The sequence below is a fragment of the Allobosea sp. P1_A7 genome (assembly GCF_056406775.1).
In genome coordinates, this window is the sequence record NZ_JBFTZN010000101.1 from 1 (window position 1) to 17,767 (window position 17,767).

The window sequence follows — 17,767 nt, forward strand, 5'->3', positions numbered from 1 at the left end:
GGGTCGCATTAGGGGGTTTTGCGCGTCGATGCAAGCTGTGGCGGGCGAGATGACGCCAGCCGCGCACCGCGACACCCCAACCGCATGCGTCCTGCGCTCAGGGCATCGTCACGAGACCGCCGCCCTCAGTGAGCCGGCACTGGAATCTGTTCGCGAGAAAGCTCCCCGTCCGTGGCCTTGGCGAGCAACCGCAAGCCGGCCAAGGCCGGAGCCCCTAAATGCCCCTCACGAACCACGCCCCCGCCACGGCTACTCGCGCAGGAGCCAGGCGGAAAACGACGCGGAGGCACTGTCGATCGCCTCATACGCTGGATCACCCCGGATCTGGTCGGCAATGGCGAGCGCAGCAAACCCGATGAGGATTCCCACGGGCGTGGCAGGCACGACCGCAGTCGATGCAGCCCTGACGCCAGTCAGGTTAGGGTATTGCGTCAGCGGCCGCCCCGTCACCCCATCGAGCACGATCACGTCCGCGCTGAAATTCGCCTGCCCACCGGGAGCTATCAGCGACCTCACCACGACCTTCAGCTTGGCCGCGTGCTTGCCCGAAGGCTGTTCGGTAAAGCGCGCTTTCGGAAGCTGTCGCGAGTGATCTGCGCCAGCGTGCTGTACATCTGCGTCCGAGCAGCCGCGCTCCGGCTGAGAGCCATGAATTTCTCATCCCACGCAGCCTCCTCCGGCGTCGGCCCATTGCCCGCTCCGGCAGGATCACGCCCCAGGGAAACGGGACGGGTCGATGCCGGCATCTGCGTGCCGGCATAGGCCATTCCAGCCTTCGGCCAGACTATGGCTGTCTGGCCGTCGACGGGCTTTGGCGTTTCGACGATAACGTCGACGATCCTGAGATCGCGTATCTCCGAGAAGGTCAATCCTCGGTCCGGCGTAACGCAGCCGGCAAGCGCCGTGCCCAGAACGGCTGCAAGCAGAAATCGAATCATGGCGTCGAAATGCCCCCTGCGCAAAATGCGACTGGCGGGCGTTAACGATCCCGAAATCATCGCGCCAGTTGAACCAAGGTATTGGGCACGCAGGAAAACCGCCCCCGTGCCGGCACTCGCCTCGCCCTATTGCGAAGATACGGCGTGCGCCCCGAACACCCGCCGATAGCGGCCGACTTCGCCTGGCTCGCCCGAAGCCTTGTCGGGATTGTCGGAGAGCTTCACCGCCGGTTGGCCGTTCACCCGCGTCACCTTGCAGACCAGCGACATCGGATCGAGCGCGCGCGAACCGTCCGGCGAGCATCCGACGAGATCGTTGGTGAGATCGGTGCCCCAGCCGAAGGCCATGCGCACCTTTCCATCGAAATGCTGGTAGACCCGTTCGATCGCGGCGACGTCGAGCCCATCCGAGAAGACCAGCAACTTTTCGCGCGGATCGCGCCCCTTCTCGCGCCACCAGGCGATGATCTGCTCGCCGGCGGCTATCGGCGGGGCACTATCGGGACGGAACCCAGTCCAGTCCGCAACCCAGTCGGGCGCACGCCGCAGGAAATCGGTGGTTCCGAAGGCGTCAGGCAATGCGATCAGCAGATTGCCGCCATAGACCTTGCTCCATTCCTCGAGCACACGGTAGGGCGCACCCAGCATCGTCTCATCGCTGTCTGCCAGCGCCGCGAGCACCATCGGCAGCTCATGCGCGTTGGTCCCGATCGCCTCGAGATCATTGTCCATGGCGAGCAGCACATTCGATGTGCCCGTGAAGCGTGGGCCGAGCCCCTCCTTCAGCGCCTCCACGCACCAGCGCTGCCAGAGATGCCCGTGGCGGCGCCGCGTGCCGAAATCCGAGAGGCGCAGTTCCGGCAACTGCTGCAGACGCTCGACCTTCGCCCACATCTTCGCTTTGGCGCGGGCATAGAGCACATCGAGCGAGAAGCGCTTCTGACCAACCATCACCCGGCGCGCACGCAACTCGTTGATGATCGCCAGGGCCGGCACCTCCCACATCGTGCTGTGCGTCCAGGGGCCGCTGAAATGCAGTTCGTACTGGCCGTCCACCCGCCTGAGCTCGTATTCCGGCAACTGGAATTCGGCGAGCCAGGCCAGGAAATCCGGCGAGAACATCTGCGTCCTGCCGTAGAAGCTGTTGCCCGCGAGCCAGATCAATTCCTTCTTGCTGAAGCGCAAACCGCGGGCATGATCGAGCTGCGCCCTGAGCTCGTTCTCATCGACAAGATCGGCAAGCCGGATATGGCGGGACCGGTTGATCAGCGAGAAGGTGACCTGCACATCCGGATGAAAGCTCCGGATCATCTGCAGCATCAGCAGCTTGTAGAAATCCGTATCGAGCAGGCTGCGAATGATCGGGTCGAGCCGCCAGCCGTGGTTGTAGGTTCTCGTCGCGATATCGGTCAGGGTCATGCGGCGCGCGTGTCCGTGCGGCTGAAGGGCCGAAAAGAACTAGGCGAGATCGCGAGCCTTGAACATCCACCCGAATTCGCGTCGGGGGCGAGCGGCGTGCAGGGCAAGGCCCGGCCGCAGGCAAACGCTCTGCACGCAAATGGTGATCCCGCAGAAGCCAAAACGCGGCGGCCGCGCCATCCTCGCGCTGACGCAAGTCTCGTCGAAGGCGAACCTGCCGGAGGCAGCAATCTGCGGGGTTGAGGGCACCACCAGACATGGCGGGCACCAGTCGACGAGGCAGGCTGGTCAGCGCAGGTCGGCGGGCGGCGTGCGTCCGCCCCTCGGCCAGTTCCTAATAGCGCTTCGCATAATAGCCCGAGGACGAATAGACCGACTGGCATTCAAGCCAGTACATGGATTGAACTGTCCGATTGACAGGAATCGCGCAGACAGGAGCAAGCTGCGCAGCCCTCTCTTGCGTCACCTGGCAGCCCGACAACACAATCCCGCTGGCGATCAGCAGGCATGCCCGTTGAACCGTTCCCATCGTCCTGTCTCCTGTTGCGAGCTATATTCGACAGCTTCGCCGCCAACAGATCCAATTTGTCCTGTTACCCGGCAACGCGACCTCGATAGCCATGCGAGGCACAGTAATTTCTTAGATAGACGTTTTCTCCGCCGAAGTTGAGGGATCTATCGTTCGATAACTCCACATTTTTTCGATATTCCACGCTGCGGCACCCGCCCGCGCGCCGAAACGTCATCGTGTCCTGTTATCGATAGAGAACAGGCCGGGACCTGACCATCCGGGCCGGACATGGTCCGGCTCGGCTGTCGACCCCGGGCAGACACCAGTCAACGATGACGATGCAGGGCGAACGGAAGGTTATTCTGCTTGTCTTCTATCTTCTCGTCGAGAAGAGCATCAAACCGATCATAGTCGAGGCGAAGCTTTCCGAAAAACTCGCCACCCGTGTCAGCGCTCGATAAAGGCACGTTGCAGTTGATCGGAGATCGGCTTCAGCAGGTAGCTCATCATTGTGCGGCTCCCTGTCTGCATGAAGACCTCCGCCGGCATCCCCGAAACGAGCGGCGAGTCGGCCAACCGGCGACGTTCATCGTTAGGAAGGGCGACCCTCACCGTGAAAAACGGAGCATTGGTCTGCTGGTCGCGGCTGATATCGGCAGAAACATAAGATACGACACCCGTCAGCTGCGGTGTCACACGTTGGTTGAAGGCGGAAAAGCGGATGAACGCCTTCTGACCCGACCGCACCTGGTCGATGTCGTTGGGCTGGAGCCGCGCCTCGACCTGCAGATCGTCGGAATCTGGCACGACTTCCATGACCGTGTCGCCAGCGCGAACGACACCGCCGATCGTGTGCGCGGCAAGCTGGTGAATCACGCCCGAGGTCGGTGCACGAATATCGATCCGGTCGAGGAGGTCTCGCGCGGAAACGCCACGCTCGACGAGCTCGGCCTCCTTGCCCCTGGCCTCGCCGAGTTCCTTCACGACATCGGTCCGAAAGTCCTGATCGATCCGTACGATCTGAAGCTGTGCCTCGCCGATTTTTGCCTTTGTCTCGGCGATTGCCGAGATCAGTTGCCCCCGCTCGCCCTCGATACGTGCGGATTCTCGCTGCAGGGTCGTAAATCGCGTCAGCGGCACAAGCTTCTTGTCATACAGCGTCTTGATTCCAGAGAGTTCGCCCCCGATCAATTCCAGCTGGCTTGCCTTGGACTTGAGCTGGGCATCGAGGCCTGAAATCTCTTCGCCAAGCTGCGCGACACGGCTTTGCAGCAAGTCCTTCTGGCTTTGCCGCGCATTCGCACGAGCCTTGAACAGCGACTCTTCCGACGCCAGGAGCGCGTTGACACCGGTCTCTGCCGATCGCGCGGCCATCTCGGGCGGCGTTTCGATCTGCGCGTGAGCGTCGCGCTCGGCCATCAGCCGTGCAATCCGAACCCGGAATTCATCAAGCTGCTTGCTCACCACCTGGAGACTCGCCCGCGCCTGGGTTGCATCCAGTTGCAGCAGCAGATCGCCAGCGTTCACCCGCATGCCATTATGGACCGGAATCTGCGCGACAATTCCGCCGGTCGGATGCTGGATCGCCTTGACGTTCGATTGAACGACCAGATTGCCGGGAACGGCGACCGCGCCGGCCAGCGGCATCAATGCACTCCACGCACCGATCAAGACTCCGCCACCGATCAAAACCCGAAGGCCAATCCTGAGCTCGCGGTGGAACGCGCGTTCGACCCGCGACGCCAGAGTATCATTCCGGGCATCCGCCGTGCCAGCCGTCAGCTCGGCGCGGCGCCTGTCGATCAATCGGTCACTTGCCGGCGTAGCCGCGGCGTCGCTTCCCCTGGGGGGAACAGTCGATCGGGATGTATCGATATGCAACATTTGCCGTTGAGCTCCATTGGCCGACGCGACATGGGCTGGCACGGGCGCCAACGGCGTCGGGTCGACAGGTGCGATGGGCGGGCTGAGATGCGCCGGAGGCTGCGTGGGGCCACTGCGGTTCACGAGGGAACGACCTCGGCAACCTGTGTCTGGCCAATCTGGTTCGCGCTTGACACTGTCGCAGGTCGGCGCGTTGCCACGGTCTTCTCTGTGTGAACGCGCGCAAAGATCTCGTCGCGGGGGCCGAATGCAACCGTCTTGCCCTCGTGGAGGACCATCGCCATGTTCAGTTCGGAGAGAGCGCTGGGACGATGCGAGATGACGATGACAATGGATTTGTCGCGACGCAGGATTTGAATGGCGCGCGCTAATGCGCCTTCCCCCTCCGCATCAAGATTGGCATTGGGCTCATCGAGCACGACGAGGAACGGATCACCGTAGACCGCGCGCGCCAATCCAATCCTCTGGCGCTGCCCCGCCGAGAGCGACATGCCGCCTTCGCCGATGCGCGTTGAGTATCCCTCCGGCAAACGCAAGATGATGTCGTGCACGCCCGCTATCTGCGCGGCCTTCAAAATGGCCTCGGACGTCGCCTGATCTTCAAATCGGCAGATATTTTCTGCGACGGTGCCGTCGAACAAGGCCACATCCTGCGGGAGATAGCCGACATGACGCCCCAGGTCCTCATTGCGCCACTGATCGATCGCTGCGCCGTCAAGCCGCACCACGCCATTGCTGACCGGCCAAATTCCGACCAGGGCCTTCGACAGCGAGGTTTTTCCCGATGCGCTCGCGCCGAGAAGCGCCAATCCCATGCCCGCCGTGAGCGAAAATGAAATATGCGAGACGATCGCTTTATCCGTGCCTGGTGCGGTAACGGCKAGGTCCTGAACCAGGAGTTCGCGGCAAGGGCGCGGGAGCATCACCGGTGGCGCGGGAGGAGCAGCGGTCACCTTGAGGATTTCGCGCAAGCGGGCAATGCTCTGACGCGCAGCGACAAGTTGTTTCCAGCTGCCAAGCGCCACCTCGACGGGCGCAAGCGCCCGCCCCATCATGATCGACGAGGCAATCATGATGCCCCCCGACGCCTTGTCGGTCACGACGAGATAGGCGCCGATGCCCAACATCCCGGATTGCAGCACGTAGCGGAGAACCTTCGCAGCTGATCCGAGATTGGCATAGACGTCGCTTGCCCGGCCATTTTCGCGCAGACAGCGTTCATTGGCCTGCGACCAACGCGCCGTGAATCGGTCCTGCATTCCAAGCGCCCGGATCACTTCGGCATTTTGCCGGGTCGCATCCGCCAGGACCTGGCGCTGCGCGCTGCTGTCCATGGCGGCCCTGGCTGCGCCACGCGACACGCGCTCGGTCAACACTGTCATCGCAATGATGGCAACGGTCCCAAGCACGGCCGTGACGCCAATCGCCGGATGGAACAGAAACAGGGCGATGATGAAGATCGGGATCCACGGCATGTCCAGGAACGCCGTCGGCCCCATGCCCGACATGAACGCCCGGATCTGATCCAGATCGCGGAGCGGCTGCTGCATCAGGATGGGCTTCACGCCGCGCAGAGGAAGCGTGGCGAGCGCGGTGTGGATCGCTTCCTGCAGGCCCACATCGAACAGCGTTCCGACGCGGGAGAGCATGCGCGAGCGCAGCGCGTCGGCATAGCCTTGAACGAGATAGGCCAGCAGAACCACGAGCGAAAGACCAAGCAAGGTCGCGATGTTGCGGCTCGGGATCACCCGATCATAGACCTGCAGCATATAGAGTGAGCCAGACAGCATCAGCAGATTGATCACGCCGCTGAACACGGCGATTCCGGTCATGCGACGCGCACTGTCGCGCAACCCGCGTGCGACCGGATCGTCAGATGCCGGTATCGAGCGCCCCTCGGACATCGTGCCGGATTGAAATATCTCTGGTCCGTAGCTTTGAGCGAGACTCATGCCTCTTCTGCGCCTTTTTGTCCGGCCGATGCGTGTCGGCGATCACATGTGCTTGACGGGCGATACCGCCCCATTTTCCGGCAAGAATGCGCCGGTTCTCGTCAAGCCGCGCGGCGCGATGAAGCGACCGCCGTGAGCGAGACACAGAGCCGGCTCGGGCAATCCAAGGCAGGTCGGCTAAGTCGAGTTTGCCTGAACGCGGCAGGTTGGCCGTGAGCAGGAGAGGCCATGAAGCGCCGGACATGTCGGAACCACAGACCGGCTTTCAAGGCGAAGGTGTCGTTGCCGTCGCTGAAAGGCGAGAAGACACTTTCGGAGTTGGCGCGGCAGTTTGGCGTCCGCGCCAATCAGATCACGCAATGGCGGGGTCGGCCCTACTTTCGGACGCCAACAATGACGTCCTCCCGTCTGCGGCCGATCGGCCGAGTCGGCTTCCAACACCATGGATGAACCAGGAGTTGGAAGCCTGCCCGCGCGACGTCATCCCCACATGTGATGGAGATGATGTGCCGTATCGACAATCGGTGAATGATGGATGTCGGCTGTCGCGTGATCGTGTGATGAAGGCGGGGCAGCGTCAGCGACCGTACCCGGAGGTGTCGGCGTTGGTTTCGGATCAGCGGCTGCGGTCGCGGGCGCAGTGACCGCCGTCGACAGCACCTCGGCCACGGTCAGACCATCCGGGTTGAAATGGCCGCCGGTTATCGGAATGTTGTTGCCACCCACGTCTGCGGCATTGTCGTGGATGACCTCGGCAGCTGCCGTGACCAGGGCAGCATCGCCGGTCTTGAGACCTTTGATCATCGCATCGACTTCGGCCCCGAGCGTGCTGCTCGGTGTCAATTCATTGTCGAAGCGTGCCCCGAAGATCCCACCCTGCGCCAGATYGAACTTGGTTGCGTTCTTTTCGAACGTTTGAAACTCGTTGATCAGGGCACTGATCGCATGCGTATCGCCCGATCCGACGAGTTGTTCTGCCCGCTGGCCCAGCGAGTTGCCTTGCGCGATGAAGTTGGCCCAGAAAGCCGTTTGAGCGGCATTGTCCTGATATCTCGGGGTTGGATTGAGAGCGTCAGGAAATTGGGAAAAGCCCGATACGCCTCCCTGGTTGGCCATACCAGCCAGATTTGCATCCCCCTGGATGATATCGATCATGTCCAGGATATTGTCGTTGCTGCCCCGGCCGGCGTCCGGGTCGATGCCAGCCTGGTTGATATAGGTGATTTCGAGTTGCGCCTGTCTCATGACGGTGTCGGCATGAATGCCGGTGAGACCCTCGAACTGCGTGGGCTGCTCGTCGATCAAATGCTTGAGGCCGCTGACGACGGCGTTCATGTCACTTGTGATGATCGCCTTGTTGTCCGAATTGACACCGCCGAGAATGCGATTGGCAGCATCGTTGAAGATGGCACCGATCTCGGCCAGGGTGGCATGAGGCGCAGTCGCCGCAGTCACGCCGTCGGGGAGCGTCTCCGGCGCCGCGAGAAATCCGGTCGCGCCATTCTGCGTGGCCAAGGTCGAAAGCGTGTGATCGTTATTGACGGTATCGAGGATGTCGAGATGGCTTGCACGTAGAGCGGCCTCGGCATTTGCGACGCTGCCGAATGATCCGCCGCCATTCACGGATGCTGTCGCGGCCGAAAGCGCGGTCGTGATGTCGGACAAGACCGTCTGGATGTGCGTGAGCGTATCGCCGGAAAATTGACCTGCCTTTATCTCGGACTGGAGACCGCTCTCCACCGATTTGAGGTCGTCCACATATCGCACCACGCTGCCATGGCCTTGGCCGCCTTCCTCGACTGCGTTTTGCCATAGGCCGCCAACGAGCGCGCGGGTCGCGTCGTTGAACGTGGCGCCGAGATCCGAAAATTCCGGAGCAGATGAGGTGGGGGGAGTGGGCGTCTCGGGCGGTTGGGGCGGATTGTGATCACCGTGCTGGTGATGGTTGTCGTGTCGTTGATGCGTATCATGCGCGAAGCGAGCCAAGGCGGTCTTCCCTCTCTCTGGGTGCCGTGAGCGATAGCCACGGCTGGGGGAGCGTCGTGTACCAAAACGGTACGAGGCGGCCGGAAGATTGTTTACCTTCATGGCGTCAATCAGCCGAGATCGAGGCTAATCTGCGCAGAAGCAAAGGCGATTGGCCGACGAACTTGTGGCGAGCCAGGTCGGATACCAGCTGATCGAGGCGCGAGCCTCGGACACGCCGCCATAGGCGCGCAGATGGACCTCTTCATCTTTCATCGATCGCCGGAGACGTTAGACGAAGACGTTGGCGCGCCAGGCGTCTCTGCCGTCCATGCTGATCTTGACGCTGGCGCCGATACGCAGAGCGGTGAACTTCCGGCTGGTGAACTGCGCACCTGGTGCGTGTTGGCGATGTCAGGCTTGCCATGGCGAGCCATCGCTTCTTCGACCGTCCCGATGCAGAACGCGACATCCATGGTGATCGAGAACGCCCGGCCAGAACCCGGCGTCTGAACCAATCGACGACAGCCCTCAGGTAGACGAAGCCGCGCGCCATGGGGATGTAGGAGACATCCATCGCCCAGACCTGATTAGGCCGCGTAACCGGCTGCTTGCGCAGAAGGTGGGGGAAGATCTTGTATCCCGGCGCCGGCTTCGAGGTGTTCGGCCGGCGATGGAGCACCTCGCCGTGTTCAGGCAGGAGCTCCACTTATCCGACCTGTCCGGATGCACCGAGCCGGCTCTTCGCCATTCTGAGGCGAGAGTGTTGGAGCGGGTGAAGGGAATCGAACCCTCGTATTCAGCTTGGAAGGCTGCTGCTCTACCATTGAGCTACACCCGCGCCGGGTGCGACACCGCCTGAACGGCGACATCAACATAGACAGGACACGGTGGTGGGGGAAGCAGGACTCGAACCTGCGAAGGCATAGCCAGCGGATTTACAGTCCGCCCCCTTTGCCGCTCGGGACATTCCCCCGCCGTGTCGTGGACGCGCGCCGTGAAGCAACGTTGTCCAAGCGCCTGTTTCACTTTCGTGACGGGCAACAGGTGCGGGCGGACTTATGGTGACCGGGCTCCGGCGTGTCAACGGCAAAAAGCCGGTTCACCCACGTTTCCTTGTATCCGTCCCCAGCCCCTTTCCGGGGCCGGCATGGCCAGAGCCTCAGAAACCAACTGTAATCCAAGCCTCGATGAAATCCGCGCGCGCCTCCACGCTCAACCGCGGTACCTCGCACAGCCGGTAGCCATAATCGTCATAGGCCGCGACCATCGCCTCGTAGGTTCGCTCAGCCTCGGTGAAATCCTGCTTGCGCTCCTCGTCCTGCCCAAAGATCTCGCGCCAGGGCGGCGCGATGAAGACCTCGCTTCGGTAGCGGAACCGTCTTGCCGCGTTGTCCACATGCGCGGGAACACCAAGTCCCGAGAGCCTCAGATAACCCGCGATATCGGGAACCCCTCGATCAAAAATGACCAGCCCGGCCTGCTCCCTCGCAGCCTGATGGGAACGCAGCTCCCAACTCAGCATCAGCTCGGCGAAGAGCTCGCGATCGGCCCAGGGCAATGCCTGTCCCTCGATCGCCACCTGATCGCGAATGATGGCGCGGCCGGCTTCCGGAGACGTCGCAAATCCTCGCTTTGAGAGCGCCTCGATCAACGTCGTCTTGCCGGAACCGGGCCCACCGGTAATCACGACGAAGCGCTGGATATCCTCGGTCCTAGCCATCCCGTTCCCTCTCAATCCCTCTTGCCTGCGACAGCGTCCGCTGCTGCTCGACACCGAAAATCCGTCGTCCGGGCTGGCAAAGCGCCGCCCGCCGTGGCAGGGCATGGGCCGTCACGCTTCGGAGGTCCCCATGCCCGCGCCGTTCCGCCCCAAGCCGGCCAGGCCCGGCGGCAAGCCCTTCGCACGCCGCGACCGCGATGCCGGCCCCCCGCCACACCGGCCCGGCGATATCGACGAGGCCGTGCTCTACGGCGTCCATCCGGTCATCGAGGCACTTCGCAATCCCAATCGACGCTTTCGACGCCTCCTCGCCACGGAGAACGCCCTGAAGCGGCTGAGCGAGGAGGTCGGCACGCTGCCGCTCGAACCCGAGTTGGTCCGCCCGTCGGAGATCGACCGCCTGCTCACTCCAGATGCCGTGCATCAGGGCCTCTATCTGGTCTGCGATCCCCTGCCCTCGCCTGATCTGGACAGCCTTCCCGACGATGCGATCGTGCTCGCGCTCGACCAGATCACCGACCCGCACAATGTCGGAGCGATCCTGCGATCGGCCGCCGCGTTCGGCGCTGCCGCGGTGATCGTCACGATTCGCCATTCTCCGGCAGCAACCGGCGTGCTGGCAAAATCGGCATCCGGCGCGCTCGAGCATGTTCCGCTGATCGCCGTGCGCAATCTCGGCGATGCGTTGGATCAGCTTGGCAAGCGCGGCTTCCAGCGAATCGGCTTTGATTCGGAAGGGGCGACTGCCTTCGACGAAATCGCCCTGCAGCGGCCACTCGTCATGGTGATGGGTGCGGAAGGGAAAGGCCTGCGTCAGCGCAGCCGCGATCTCTGCGACCATCTCGCAAGGCTGGAAGTGCCGGGTGCGATCACCAGCCTCAACGTCTCAAACGCCACCGCGATCGCGCTCTATGCGGCAAGCCGGCGGCGCTGACACTCAGCGCCGGGGCACATTGCGGATGCGGGCGCCGTCCTCGTCGCGGGCATAGCTCCCCTGCTCGCCGACACGGATGATGCGCACAATCGGCCGCTGCCGTGAACCTTCCAGCCGGTAGATCACCGGCTCGGGCGTCGGGGGCTGCGGAATCCCCACCATCACCGGCGTATAATCGCGCGAGCGATCGATAGTCCGCTCTGCCTCGCGCTCCTGCAGGATCACGGTGTCGCGGCCGAAATCGGAGGGGGAATACCAGGGGCCGCCGATGAACCCCGGGTTGCCCAGGAAACGTCGGGCACGATCATGCCGGAATATCGGTCCATTCTGGCGCGCCAAATGCCGAAAGCCAGGAGCCATTCGCGGCGCAAAGGACGGCGGCCCGGCCGGCGCGAAAGCCCTGCCTGACCCAGCTGCCACAACCTCGCTGACCGGGCTCAGGAAAACCAGGAATGCCAGCAGCGGCAACGTTGCATGGATGCGCGGCATCGGCGCGCTCCCCTTCCCCGCATCATGTCGGCCTCGCGCTGACTATAGGACAGTCAGCGCCGCACTGCCAATCCGGGAAAATCCGCCGCGTGCGGGAACGAGGGAAAGACCTCTACGCCTTAAGTCTTACGTCGAACGATGCAAGACCAAGTGCTTGATTGCACAACATTTCGCGTCAGCGCATTCCTGTGCAATTGCCGGATTGGTGCAAGCGAAACTTCACCCGGCAGGCAGTGGCATCGTGTCGCAAGAAATCGAGCCACAGGGAAACGGGCGGCCCGGGGGATAGTCCCGATGCCGGGCATTATTCAGGGGAGAACGCCATGAGCATGGCAGCACAGACATCGGGGGCTGCGGCGACGCGACGCCCCATGACGAAGGAAGAGAAGCGCGTCATTCTCGCTTCGTCGCTCGGCACCGTCTTTGAATGGTACGACTTCTATCTCTACGGTTCGCTCGCCGTGATGATCGGCGCGCATTTCTTCTCGGCCTTCGATCCGAATACGCGCGCCATCTTCGCGTTGCTCGCCTTCGCCGCCGGCTTCCTCGTCCGCCCCTTCGGTGCGCTGTTCTTCGGCCGCCTGGGTGATCTTATCGGCCGCAAATACACCTTCCTCGTCACGATCGTGATCATGGGCGCCTCGACCTTCCTGGTCGGCCTGCTGCCGAGCTACAACTCGATCGGCTGGATCGCACCGGTGATCCTGATCGCGTTGCGCATGCTGCAGGGCCTGGCGCTCGGCGGTGAATATGGCGGCGCAGCGGTCTATGTCGCCGAGCATGCGCCTCCGGGCCGTCGCGGCTTCTACACCTCCTGGATTCAGACCACGGCGACGCTCGGCCTGCTGCTTTCGCTGATCGTCATTCTCGGCATCCGCACCACCATGGGTGAGGCCGAATTTACTGCCTGGGGCTGGCGCATTCCATTCCTGGCCTCGATCTTCCTGCTTGCGATCTCGGTCTGGATCCGCCTGCAGATGCAGGAATCGCCGGCCTTCAAGAAGATGAAGGAAGAGGGCAGCGGCTCGAAAGCACCGCTTTCCGAGGCCTTTGGCCAGTGGAAGAATGCGAAGATCGCGCTGCTGGCGCTGTTCGGCCTCACCGCCGGCCAGGCCGTCGTCTGGTACACCGGTCAGTTCTACGCCCTGTTCTTCATCCAGAGCATCCTGAAGGTCGATCTCTATTCGGCCAACGTGCTGATCGCCTGGTCGCTGATCCTCGGCACCGGCGGCTTCATCCTGTTCGGCTCGCTTTCGGACAGGATCGGCCGCAAGCCCGTCATCCTGGCCGGCTGCCTGATCGCGGCGCTGACCTATTTCCCGCTCTTCGGCGCGCTCACCAAGGCAGCCAATCCCGGCCTCGCCGCAGCCCATGAGAACGTCAAGGTTCAGGTCGTCGCCGATCCTGCCAGCTGCGGCTCGGTCTTCGACCCGGTCGGCGTGCGCACCTTCACCCAGCCTTGCGATGTCGCCCGCCGCACGCTCGCCTCGCAGGCGATCCAGTACACCCAGGTCCCGGCCCCGGCCGGCACCGCGGCCAAGGTCACGGTCAACGGCAAGGATGTCGCGATCGATGCCGGCTTCGCCGCCAACATCGCCAAGGAAGCGGTCGCCGCCGGCTATCCCGCGGCGGGCGACGCCCGGATCGTCAAGACCGGCTTCATGAACGCGCTGTTCAACGCCCAGTCGCTGACCATCATCGGCATCCTGACGATCCTCGTCATCTATGTGACGATGGTCTACGGCCCGATCGCCGCCGCCCTGGTCGAGCTCTTCCCGACCCGTATCCGCTACACCGGCATGTCGCTGCCCTACCATATCGGCAACGGCTGGTTCGGTGGCCTGCTGCCGGCGACCTCCTTCGCCATGGTGGCTGGCACCGGCGACATCTTCTACGGCCTCTGGTACCCGATCGTGATCGCGATGATGACCTTCGTCATCGGCATGCTCTTCGTGCCCGAGACCAAGGATCGCGACATTCTCACCTACGACAACAACTGATCGGCCCATCACCGACAGGTACGAGCCCCGCCTCCCTGGAGGCGGGGCTTTTCTTTGGGCAAGCGGTAACCGATCTTGCCCTCGCCGCGCGCGGCTGGTAACCGCATCTGGCTGACCGGGCCGGATTAGCTCAGCGGTAGAGCAGCGGTTTTGTAAACCGAAGGTCGGGGGTTCAATCCCCTCATCCGGCACCACACATCTCTGGCTCGCTTCGCGCGACCGGTTAGCGGCACGAACGTGCAAGCGATGGTGTGAGAGCCTCCGGGCTGGGCGAACGGCCATGGACAGACGGGAACACTTACTCGCGCTGGCCGAGCGTTGCGAGACGGCCGAAAAGCCCGATCGCGCGCTCGATGCCGATATCTATGAGGCGCTGGGCTTCACCGTACGGCGCAAGCCGAGCCATCTCGTCGGCCGCCGCACGCCCATGGGCGGCATCTATCAGCAGGGTTCGCTCTGGAAGGCGCTCGGCCTGGTCAGCGCTAATATCGACGTCGCGATCAACCTCCTGCGCCAGAAGGCTCCGGAGTGGAGCTGGAGCCTGCAATGCCTGGCCGAGGAGGATAGCGCTGCCTTCCAGGCCCTGGTCGCGGAATGTTCGGGCAACGCCATGCTCGGCTCATTGGCCCTTTGCGCGGCCATGCTGCGGGCCCTCGCACGTTATGACGGACTGCTGGCTGCCAGCGCCCCTTCGCACGACCAACGCATCCCCGCAGACGGCCAGCGCACCATAAACGCACCGCTCACGGAAAGTTGACCCCGCAACAATCCCGCGCGGTTGAAGCCCCCGAACCGGACGCTAGGCTGCTGCCCAGGCCGAAGACGCGCCTAGGGAGACTGCAATGCCGCCTTTTAGTCCGTCGCGCCGCACCGTGATTGCCGGTGCCGGCGCACTCGCTGTTGCCACCACGTTGGATTTACCCGCCGGGTTCACACCGGCTCAAGCGCAAGGWGCCCCCGTGAATCAGGCCCCCGGATACTATCGCTACAAGATCGGGGACATGGTCCTCACCGCGATCAATGACGGCTTCGCCCGTCGTCCGCTCGAGGGCTTCGTCCGCAATGCCGAACTCGCGGAGGTCAAGGCGGCGATGGCGCAGGCCTTCCTGCCAGCCGATGCCTTGAACATCACCTTTACGACGCTCGCCATCCAGAGCGGCGGAAAGCTCATCCTGATCGATACCGGCAATGGCGATTCGGGCGCGCCGACCTCCGGAACCTGGCTCGCCAATTTCCGTGCCGCCGGTTTCGATCCCAAGGATGTTTCGACGGTCGTCTTCAGCCATTTCCATGGCGATCATATCAACGGCTTCCGCCTGAAGGACGGCACGGCCGTTTTCCCCAATGCCGAGGTCATGGTCCCGGCGGCGGAATGGGCCTTCTGGATGGACGACGCCAAGATGAACGCCGCGCCCGAGGCCATGAAGGGGGCATTTGGCGGCGTGCGCCGCGTCTTCGGCCCTGTCTCCAAGGATGTGAAGCAGTTTGAGGCCGGCAAGGAGATCCTGCCGGGCATCACCGCCATCGCGGCGCCTGGCCATACGCCCGGCCACACCACCTTCGCGCTCAGCTCCGGCACGGCAAGGATGATGGTGATGTCGGACACGACCAACCACCCAGCCCTCTTCGCCCGCAATCCCGACTGGTCCGCGGTGTTCGATATGGATGGCCCGCAGGCTGCCGCCACGCGTCGCAGGCTGCTCGACATGGTCTCTGCCGACAAGATGCAGGTCGCGTTCTACCATGCGCCATTCCCGGCCACCGGCTACATCGCGAAATCGGGCAACGGCTTCGAGCTCGTGCCCGTGCAATGGACCACGTCCATCTGAGGCATGCGGCATCGTCGCGCATCGAGCCGGGGGCGACCCCGGCTCTTTTTATGCCTGCCCTGGCTCGCCCCTTCCGTCACCGCCGTGCTATGCCAACCGCTCCCTGCCCCTGAGCCTGGCTGATCCGGACCCCCTGATGACCGCGCGCTTCGCAGCCATCTCCTTCGTCGCCAGTGAGACGCCAGAGGCCGAAGCCGCGCTGGAGAAGCTCGTCGCGCGCTATGGCAATGCCGATTGCGACAGCGCCGATGTCATTGTGGCGCTTGGTGGCGACGGGCTGATGCTGCAGACGCTGCATCGCTTCATCGGCACAGGAAAGCCGATCTACGGCATGAATCGCGGCTCGGTCGGCTTCCTGATGAACGAGTTCCGCGAGCGAGGCCTGACCAAGCGATTGGAAGCCGCCCATCGCAGCATCGTCCACCCGCTTTCGATGCTCGCGATCGACGAGAATGGCCGGGAATACCGTGCCAAGGCGATCAATGAAGTGTCCCTGCTCCGGCGCTCCTACCAGGCGGCGAAGCTGCGCCTGTCCGTCGATGGCCAGGTGCGGCTGGAGGAACTGATTTCCGACGGTATCCTGCTCGCGACGCCTGCGGGCTCGACAGCCTACAATCTCTCGGCCAATGGCCCGATCCTGCCGCTCGATGCGCCTTTGCTGGCCCTGACTCCGATCGCCGCCTTTCGCCCGCGGCGCTGGCGCGGCGCCCTGCTTCCCGACCAGGCGCAGGTGATGATCGAGGTCCTGGAAGCGCCAAAACGCCCCGTCAGTGCGATGGCCGACCATATCCAGATCGACAATGTCGTCTCGGTCGCGATCGCGATCGACCGCAGCATCGACCTCGTCATGCTGCACGATCCCGGCCACAGCCTGGATGAACGCATCCTGCGCGAGCAATTCGGCTACTGACCAGCCGGCGACGACGCCTCAGGCAGCGTTTCGAAGATCCGCCTCGTCGAGTTCGACGAGCAGGGACGGATCGGCCTCGACCAGCAGGGCGAGCGCCGCATCATCTGCGAACGAATCCGCCATCAGCCGCGCTTCCTCGCGCGCCGCCTCGGCATCGAGCCGCCGCAGCAGACCGTTCAGCGAATCGGCCTCACTGCCTTCGAGGCTCTCGCAGCAGCTCATGACGCTGGCCATGATGGCGCGGTCGATGCCCTGCGTACCGCTCACCCGTTCGAAGCCGGTTATGTTCAATGCGGCGATGGCTGCCGCAAAGGCCGGCAGCAACGAGCCCGGCATGCCGGCCTTGCGATACAGCCCCCGCAAGCTCGCGCCGCTCCTGTCCCGAAGGATCGCCGACACCCGAGCGAGCGGCAGACCGGAAAGGGACGAGAACGCAGCCTCCGCCAGGGCCGGCTCTGCGCTGAGGAGCGAGCGCAGCATCAACCCCGGCGTCAGCCGGCCGTTCTCGCGCAGGCACTCGACGATCGCAGGCGCATCACTGTCTTCGCCGCCTGCTGCGAGTGCGACGGCAACCCGCTCGGTCGACTCGCGCGCCAGCCTTGCGCTGCGCTCCGGCGTCAGCCAGCCGCAGCCGGAGACGAAGCTCGCCAACGCATCCGACATCCGCCCTGCAATGGCCTGGCGTAGTCCTGCGGGCAGATCGTTTCGGGCAAGCAGCGCCTCGCGCAAGGCACCGGAGCCGCCCGCGCGCTCGAACATGCGCTCAAGCGAGAAACTCGGCATCCATGCGCTGCGATTGCCTACCAGGGCCAGCAGCGCTTCCTCGCAGCCGACTTCGGCGAGTGCTGCCGCAACACTGGTCGGCAGGCACGGCCGCTGTGCGATGGCGCGTTGCGCCAGGGCATCCCCGACGGCAGCCGCATCGACCAGGTCCGCCTCGGACAGCACCGGTGAATGCGCCAGAACCAGTGCATTCACGTCGCTTTGCTCGGCGATGAGGTTGAGGATCAGCGCACGCGGCGCACGCGGGGAGGTCGCGACCTCCTCGGCGATGGCGCGGCGAACCAGGGGCGACGGATCGTCGATCAGCGCGATCAGCGCAGTTTCGGCCTCGCGGCGATCCTCGTCGGACATACCGGAGTGCAAATAGGCGCCCGCAAGCGCGGCTGCGCCGGAGGCACGGGCTTCGGCATTGGCCGTGCGGGCCCAGAGC

At 63.7% G+C, this 17,767-nt stretch carries 14 protein-coding genes, 3 tRNA genes and 1 pseudogene; 6 read left to right on the forward strand and 12 right to left on the reverse strand.

Going from position 1 to position 17,767, the window contains the following annotated elements:
• Positions 1-249 precede the first annotated feature (249 nt).
• From AC1D34_RS18535 to AC1D34_RS18580, 10 genes and pseudogenes are all read right to left on the reverse strand, one after another.
• Complete coding sequence (locus AC1D34_RS18535) at positions 250-516, reverse strand: hypothetical protein (RefSeq protein ID WP_476824957.1); 267 nt, start codon at positions 514-516, stop codon at positions 250-252.
• A gap of 8 nt (positions 517-524) precedes the next feature.
• Entirely contained in the window at positions 525-938 is a 414-nt protein-coding gene (locus tag AC1D34_RS18540) for a hypothetical protein (RefSeq protein WP_476824958.1), read from the reverse strand.
• 126 nt (positions 939-1,064) lie between these two features.
• Complete coding sequence (pncB, locus tag AC1D34_RS18545) at positions 1,065-2,357, reverse strand: nicotinate phosphoribosyltransferase (RefSeq protein ID WP_441506142.1); 1,293 nt, start codon at positions 2,355-2,357, stop codon at positions 1,065-1,067.
• A gap of 958 nt (positions 2,358-3,315) precedes the next feature.
• Complete coding sequence (locus tag AC1D34_RS18550; protein WP_441491374.1) at positions 3,316-4,752, reverse strand: HlyD family type I secretion periplasmic adaptor subunit; 1,437 nt, start codon at positions 4,750-4,752, stop codon at positions 3,316-3,318.
• 119 nt (positions 4,753-4,871) lie between these two features.
• Positions 4,872-6,584: a type I secretion system permease/ATPase gene (locus tag AC1D34_RS18555; protein WP_476824962.1), complete on the reverse strand. Its 1,713-nt coding sequence runs from the start codon at positions 6,582-6,584 to the stop codon at positions 4,872-4,874.
• 600 nt (positions 6,585-7,184) lie between these two features.
• A complete protein-coding gene (locus AC1D34_RS18560; RefSeq protein ID WP_476824959.1) occupies positions 7,185-8,690 on the reverse strand; it encodes a hypothetical protein in 1,506 nt (501 codons plus the stop codon).
• A gap of 183 nt (positions 8,691-8,873) precedes the next feature.
• Positions 8,874-9,354 (reverse strand): annotated as a pseudogene (locus AC1D34_RS18565) (DDE-type integrase/transposase/recombinase); the annotation flags it as partial.
• Between the two features lie 82 nt (positions 9,355-9,436).
• Positions 9,437-9,510, reverse strand: a tRNA-Gly gene (locus AC1D34_RS18570).
• Positions 9,511-9,560: 50 nt separating this feature from the next.
• Positions 9,561-9,645: transfer RNA gene (locus tag AC1D34_RS18575), tRNA-Tyr, on the reverse strand.
• A 186-nt stretch (positions 9,646-9,831) separates the two neighbouring features.
• On the reverse strand, positions 9,832-10,392 hold the full coding sequence (locus AC1D34_RS18580) for an AAA family ATPase (protein WP_476824960.1): 561 nt from the start codon (positions 10,390-10,392) through the stop codon (positions 9,832-9,834).
• Between the two features lie 130 nt (positions 10,393-10,522).
• Between AC1D34_RS18580 and rlmB the strand changes: the two genes are divergently transcribed.
• The gene (gene rlmB / locus AC1D34_RS18585; RefSeq protein ID WP_441491377.1) at positions 10,523-11,326 is read left to right on the forward strand and encodes a 23S rRNA (guanosine(2251)-2'-O)-methyltransferase RlmB; all 804 of its coding nucleotides are present in this window, start codon (positions 10,523-10,525) and stop codon (positions 11,324-11,326) included.
• Positions 11,327-11,329: 3 nt separating this feature from the next.
• Here rlmB and AC1D34_RS18590 read toward each other — a convergent pair whose 3' ends face one another.
• A complete protein-coding gene (locus tag AC1D34_RS18590; protein ID WP_441491378.1) occupies positions 11,330-11,815 on the reverse strand; it encodes a hypothetical protein in 486 nt (161 codons plus the stop codon).
• A gap of 323 nt (positions 11,816-12,138) precedes the next feature.
• Here AC1D34_RS18590 and AC1D34_RS18595 point away from each other — a divergent pair, with 323 nt between their 5' ends.
• The 5 genes from AC1D34_RS18595 to AC1D34_RS18615 all read left to right on the forward strand — a co-directional run bounded on the left by AC1D34_RS18595 (position 12,139) and on the right by AC1D34_RS18615 (position 16,554).
• The gene (locus AC1D34_RS18595; RefSeq protein WP_441491379.1) at positions 12,139-13,815 is read left to right on the forward strand and encodes an MFS transporter; all 1,677 of its coding nucleotides are present in this window, start codon (positions 12,139-12,141) and stop codon (positions 13,813-13,815) included.
• A gap of 119 nt (positions 13,816-13,934) precedes the next feature.
• Positions 13,935-14,009, forward strand: a tRNA-Thr gene (locus AC1D34_RS18600).
• Positions 14,010-14,095: 86 nt separating this feature from the next.
• The gene (locus AC1D34_RS18605) at positions 14,096-14,572 is read left to right on the forward strand and encodes a hypothetical protein (protein ID WP_441491380.1); all 477 of its coding nucleotides are present in this window, start codon (positions 14,096-14,098) and stop codon (positions 14,570-14,572) included.
• 202 nt (positions 14,573-14,774) lie between these two features.
• Positions 14,775-15,644, forward strand: a complete 870-nt coding sequence (locus tag AC1D34_RS18610; protein ID WP_441491381.1) for an MBL fold metallo-hydrolase — start codon at positions 14,775-14,777, stop codon at positions 15,642-15,644.
• 136 nt (positions 15,645-15,780) lie between these two features.
• Positions 15,781-16,554, forward strand: a complete 774-nt coding sequence (locus AC1D34_RS18615; RefSeq protein WP_441491382.1) for an NAD kinase — start codon at positions 15,781-15,783, stop codon at positions 16,552-16,554.
• 18 nt (positions 16,555-16,572) lie between these two features.
• Here AC1D34_RS18615 and AC1D34_RS18620 read toward each other — a convergent pair.
• Positions 16,573-17,767 (reverse strand): DUF2336 domain-containing protein (locus tag AC1D34_RS18620; RefSeq protein WP_476824961.1); only part of this gene is annotated, 1,195 nt, incomplete at its 5' end.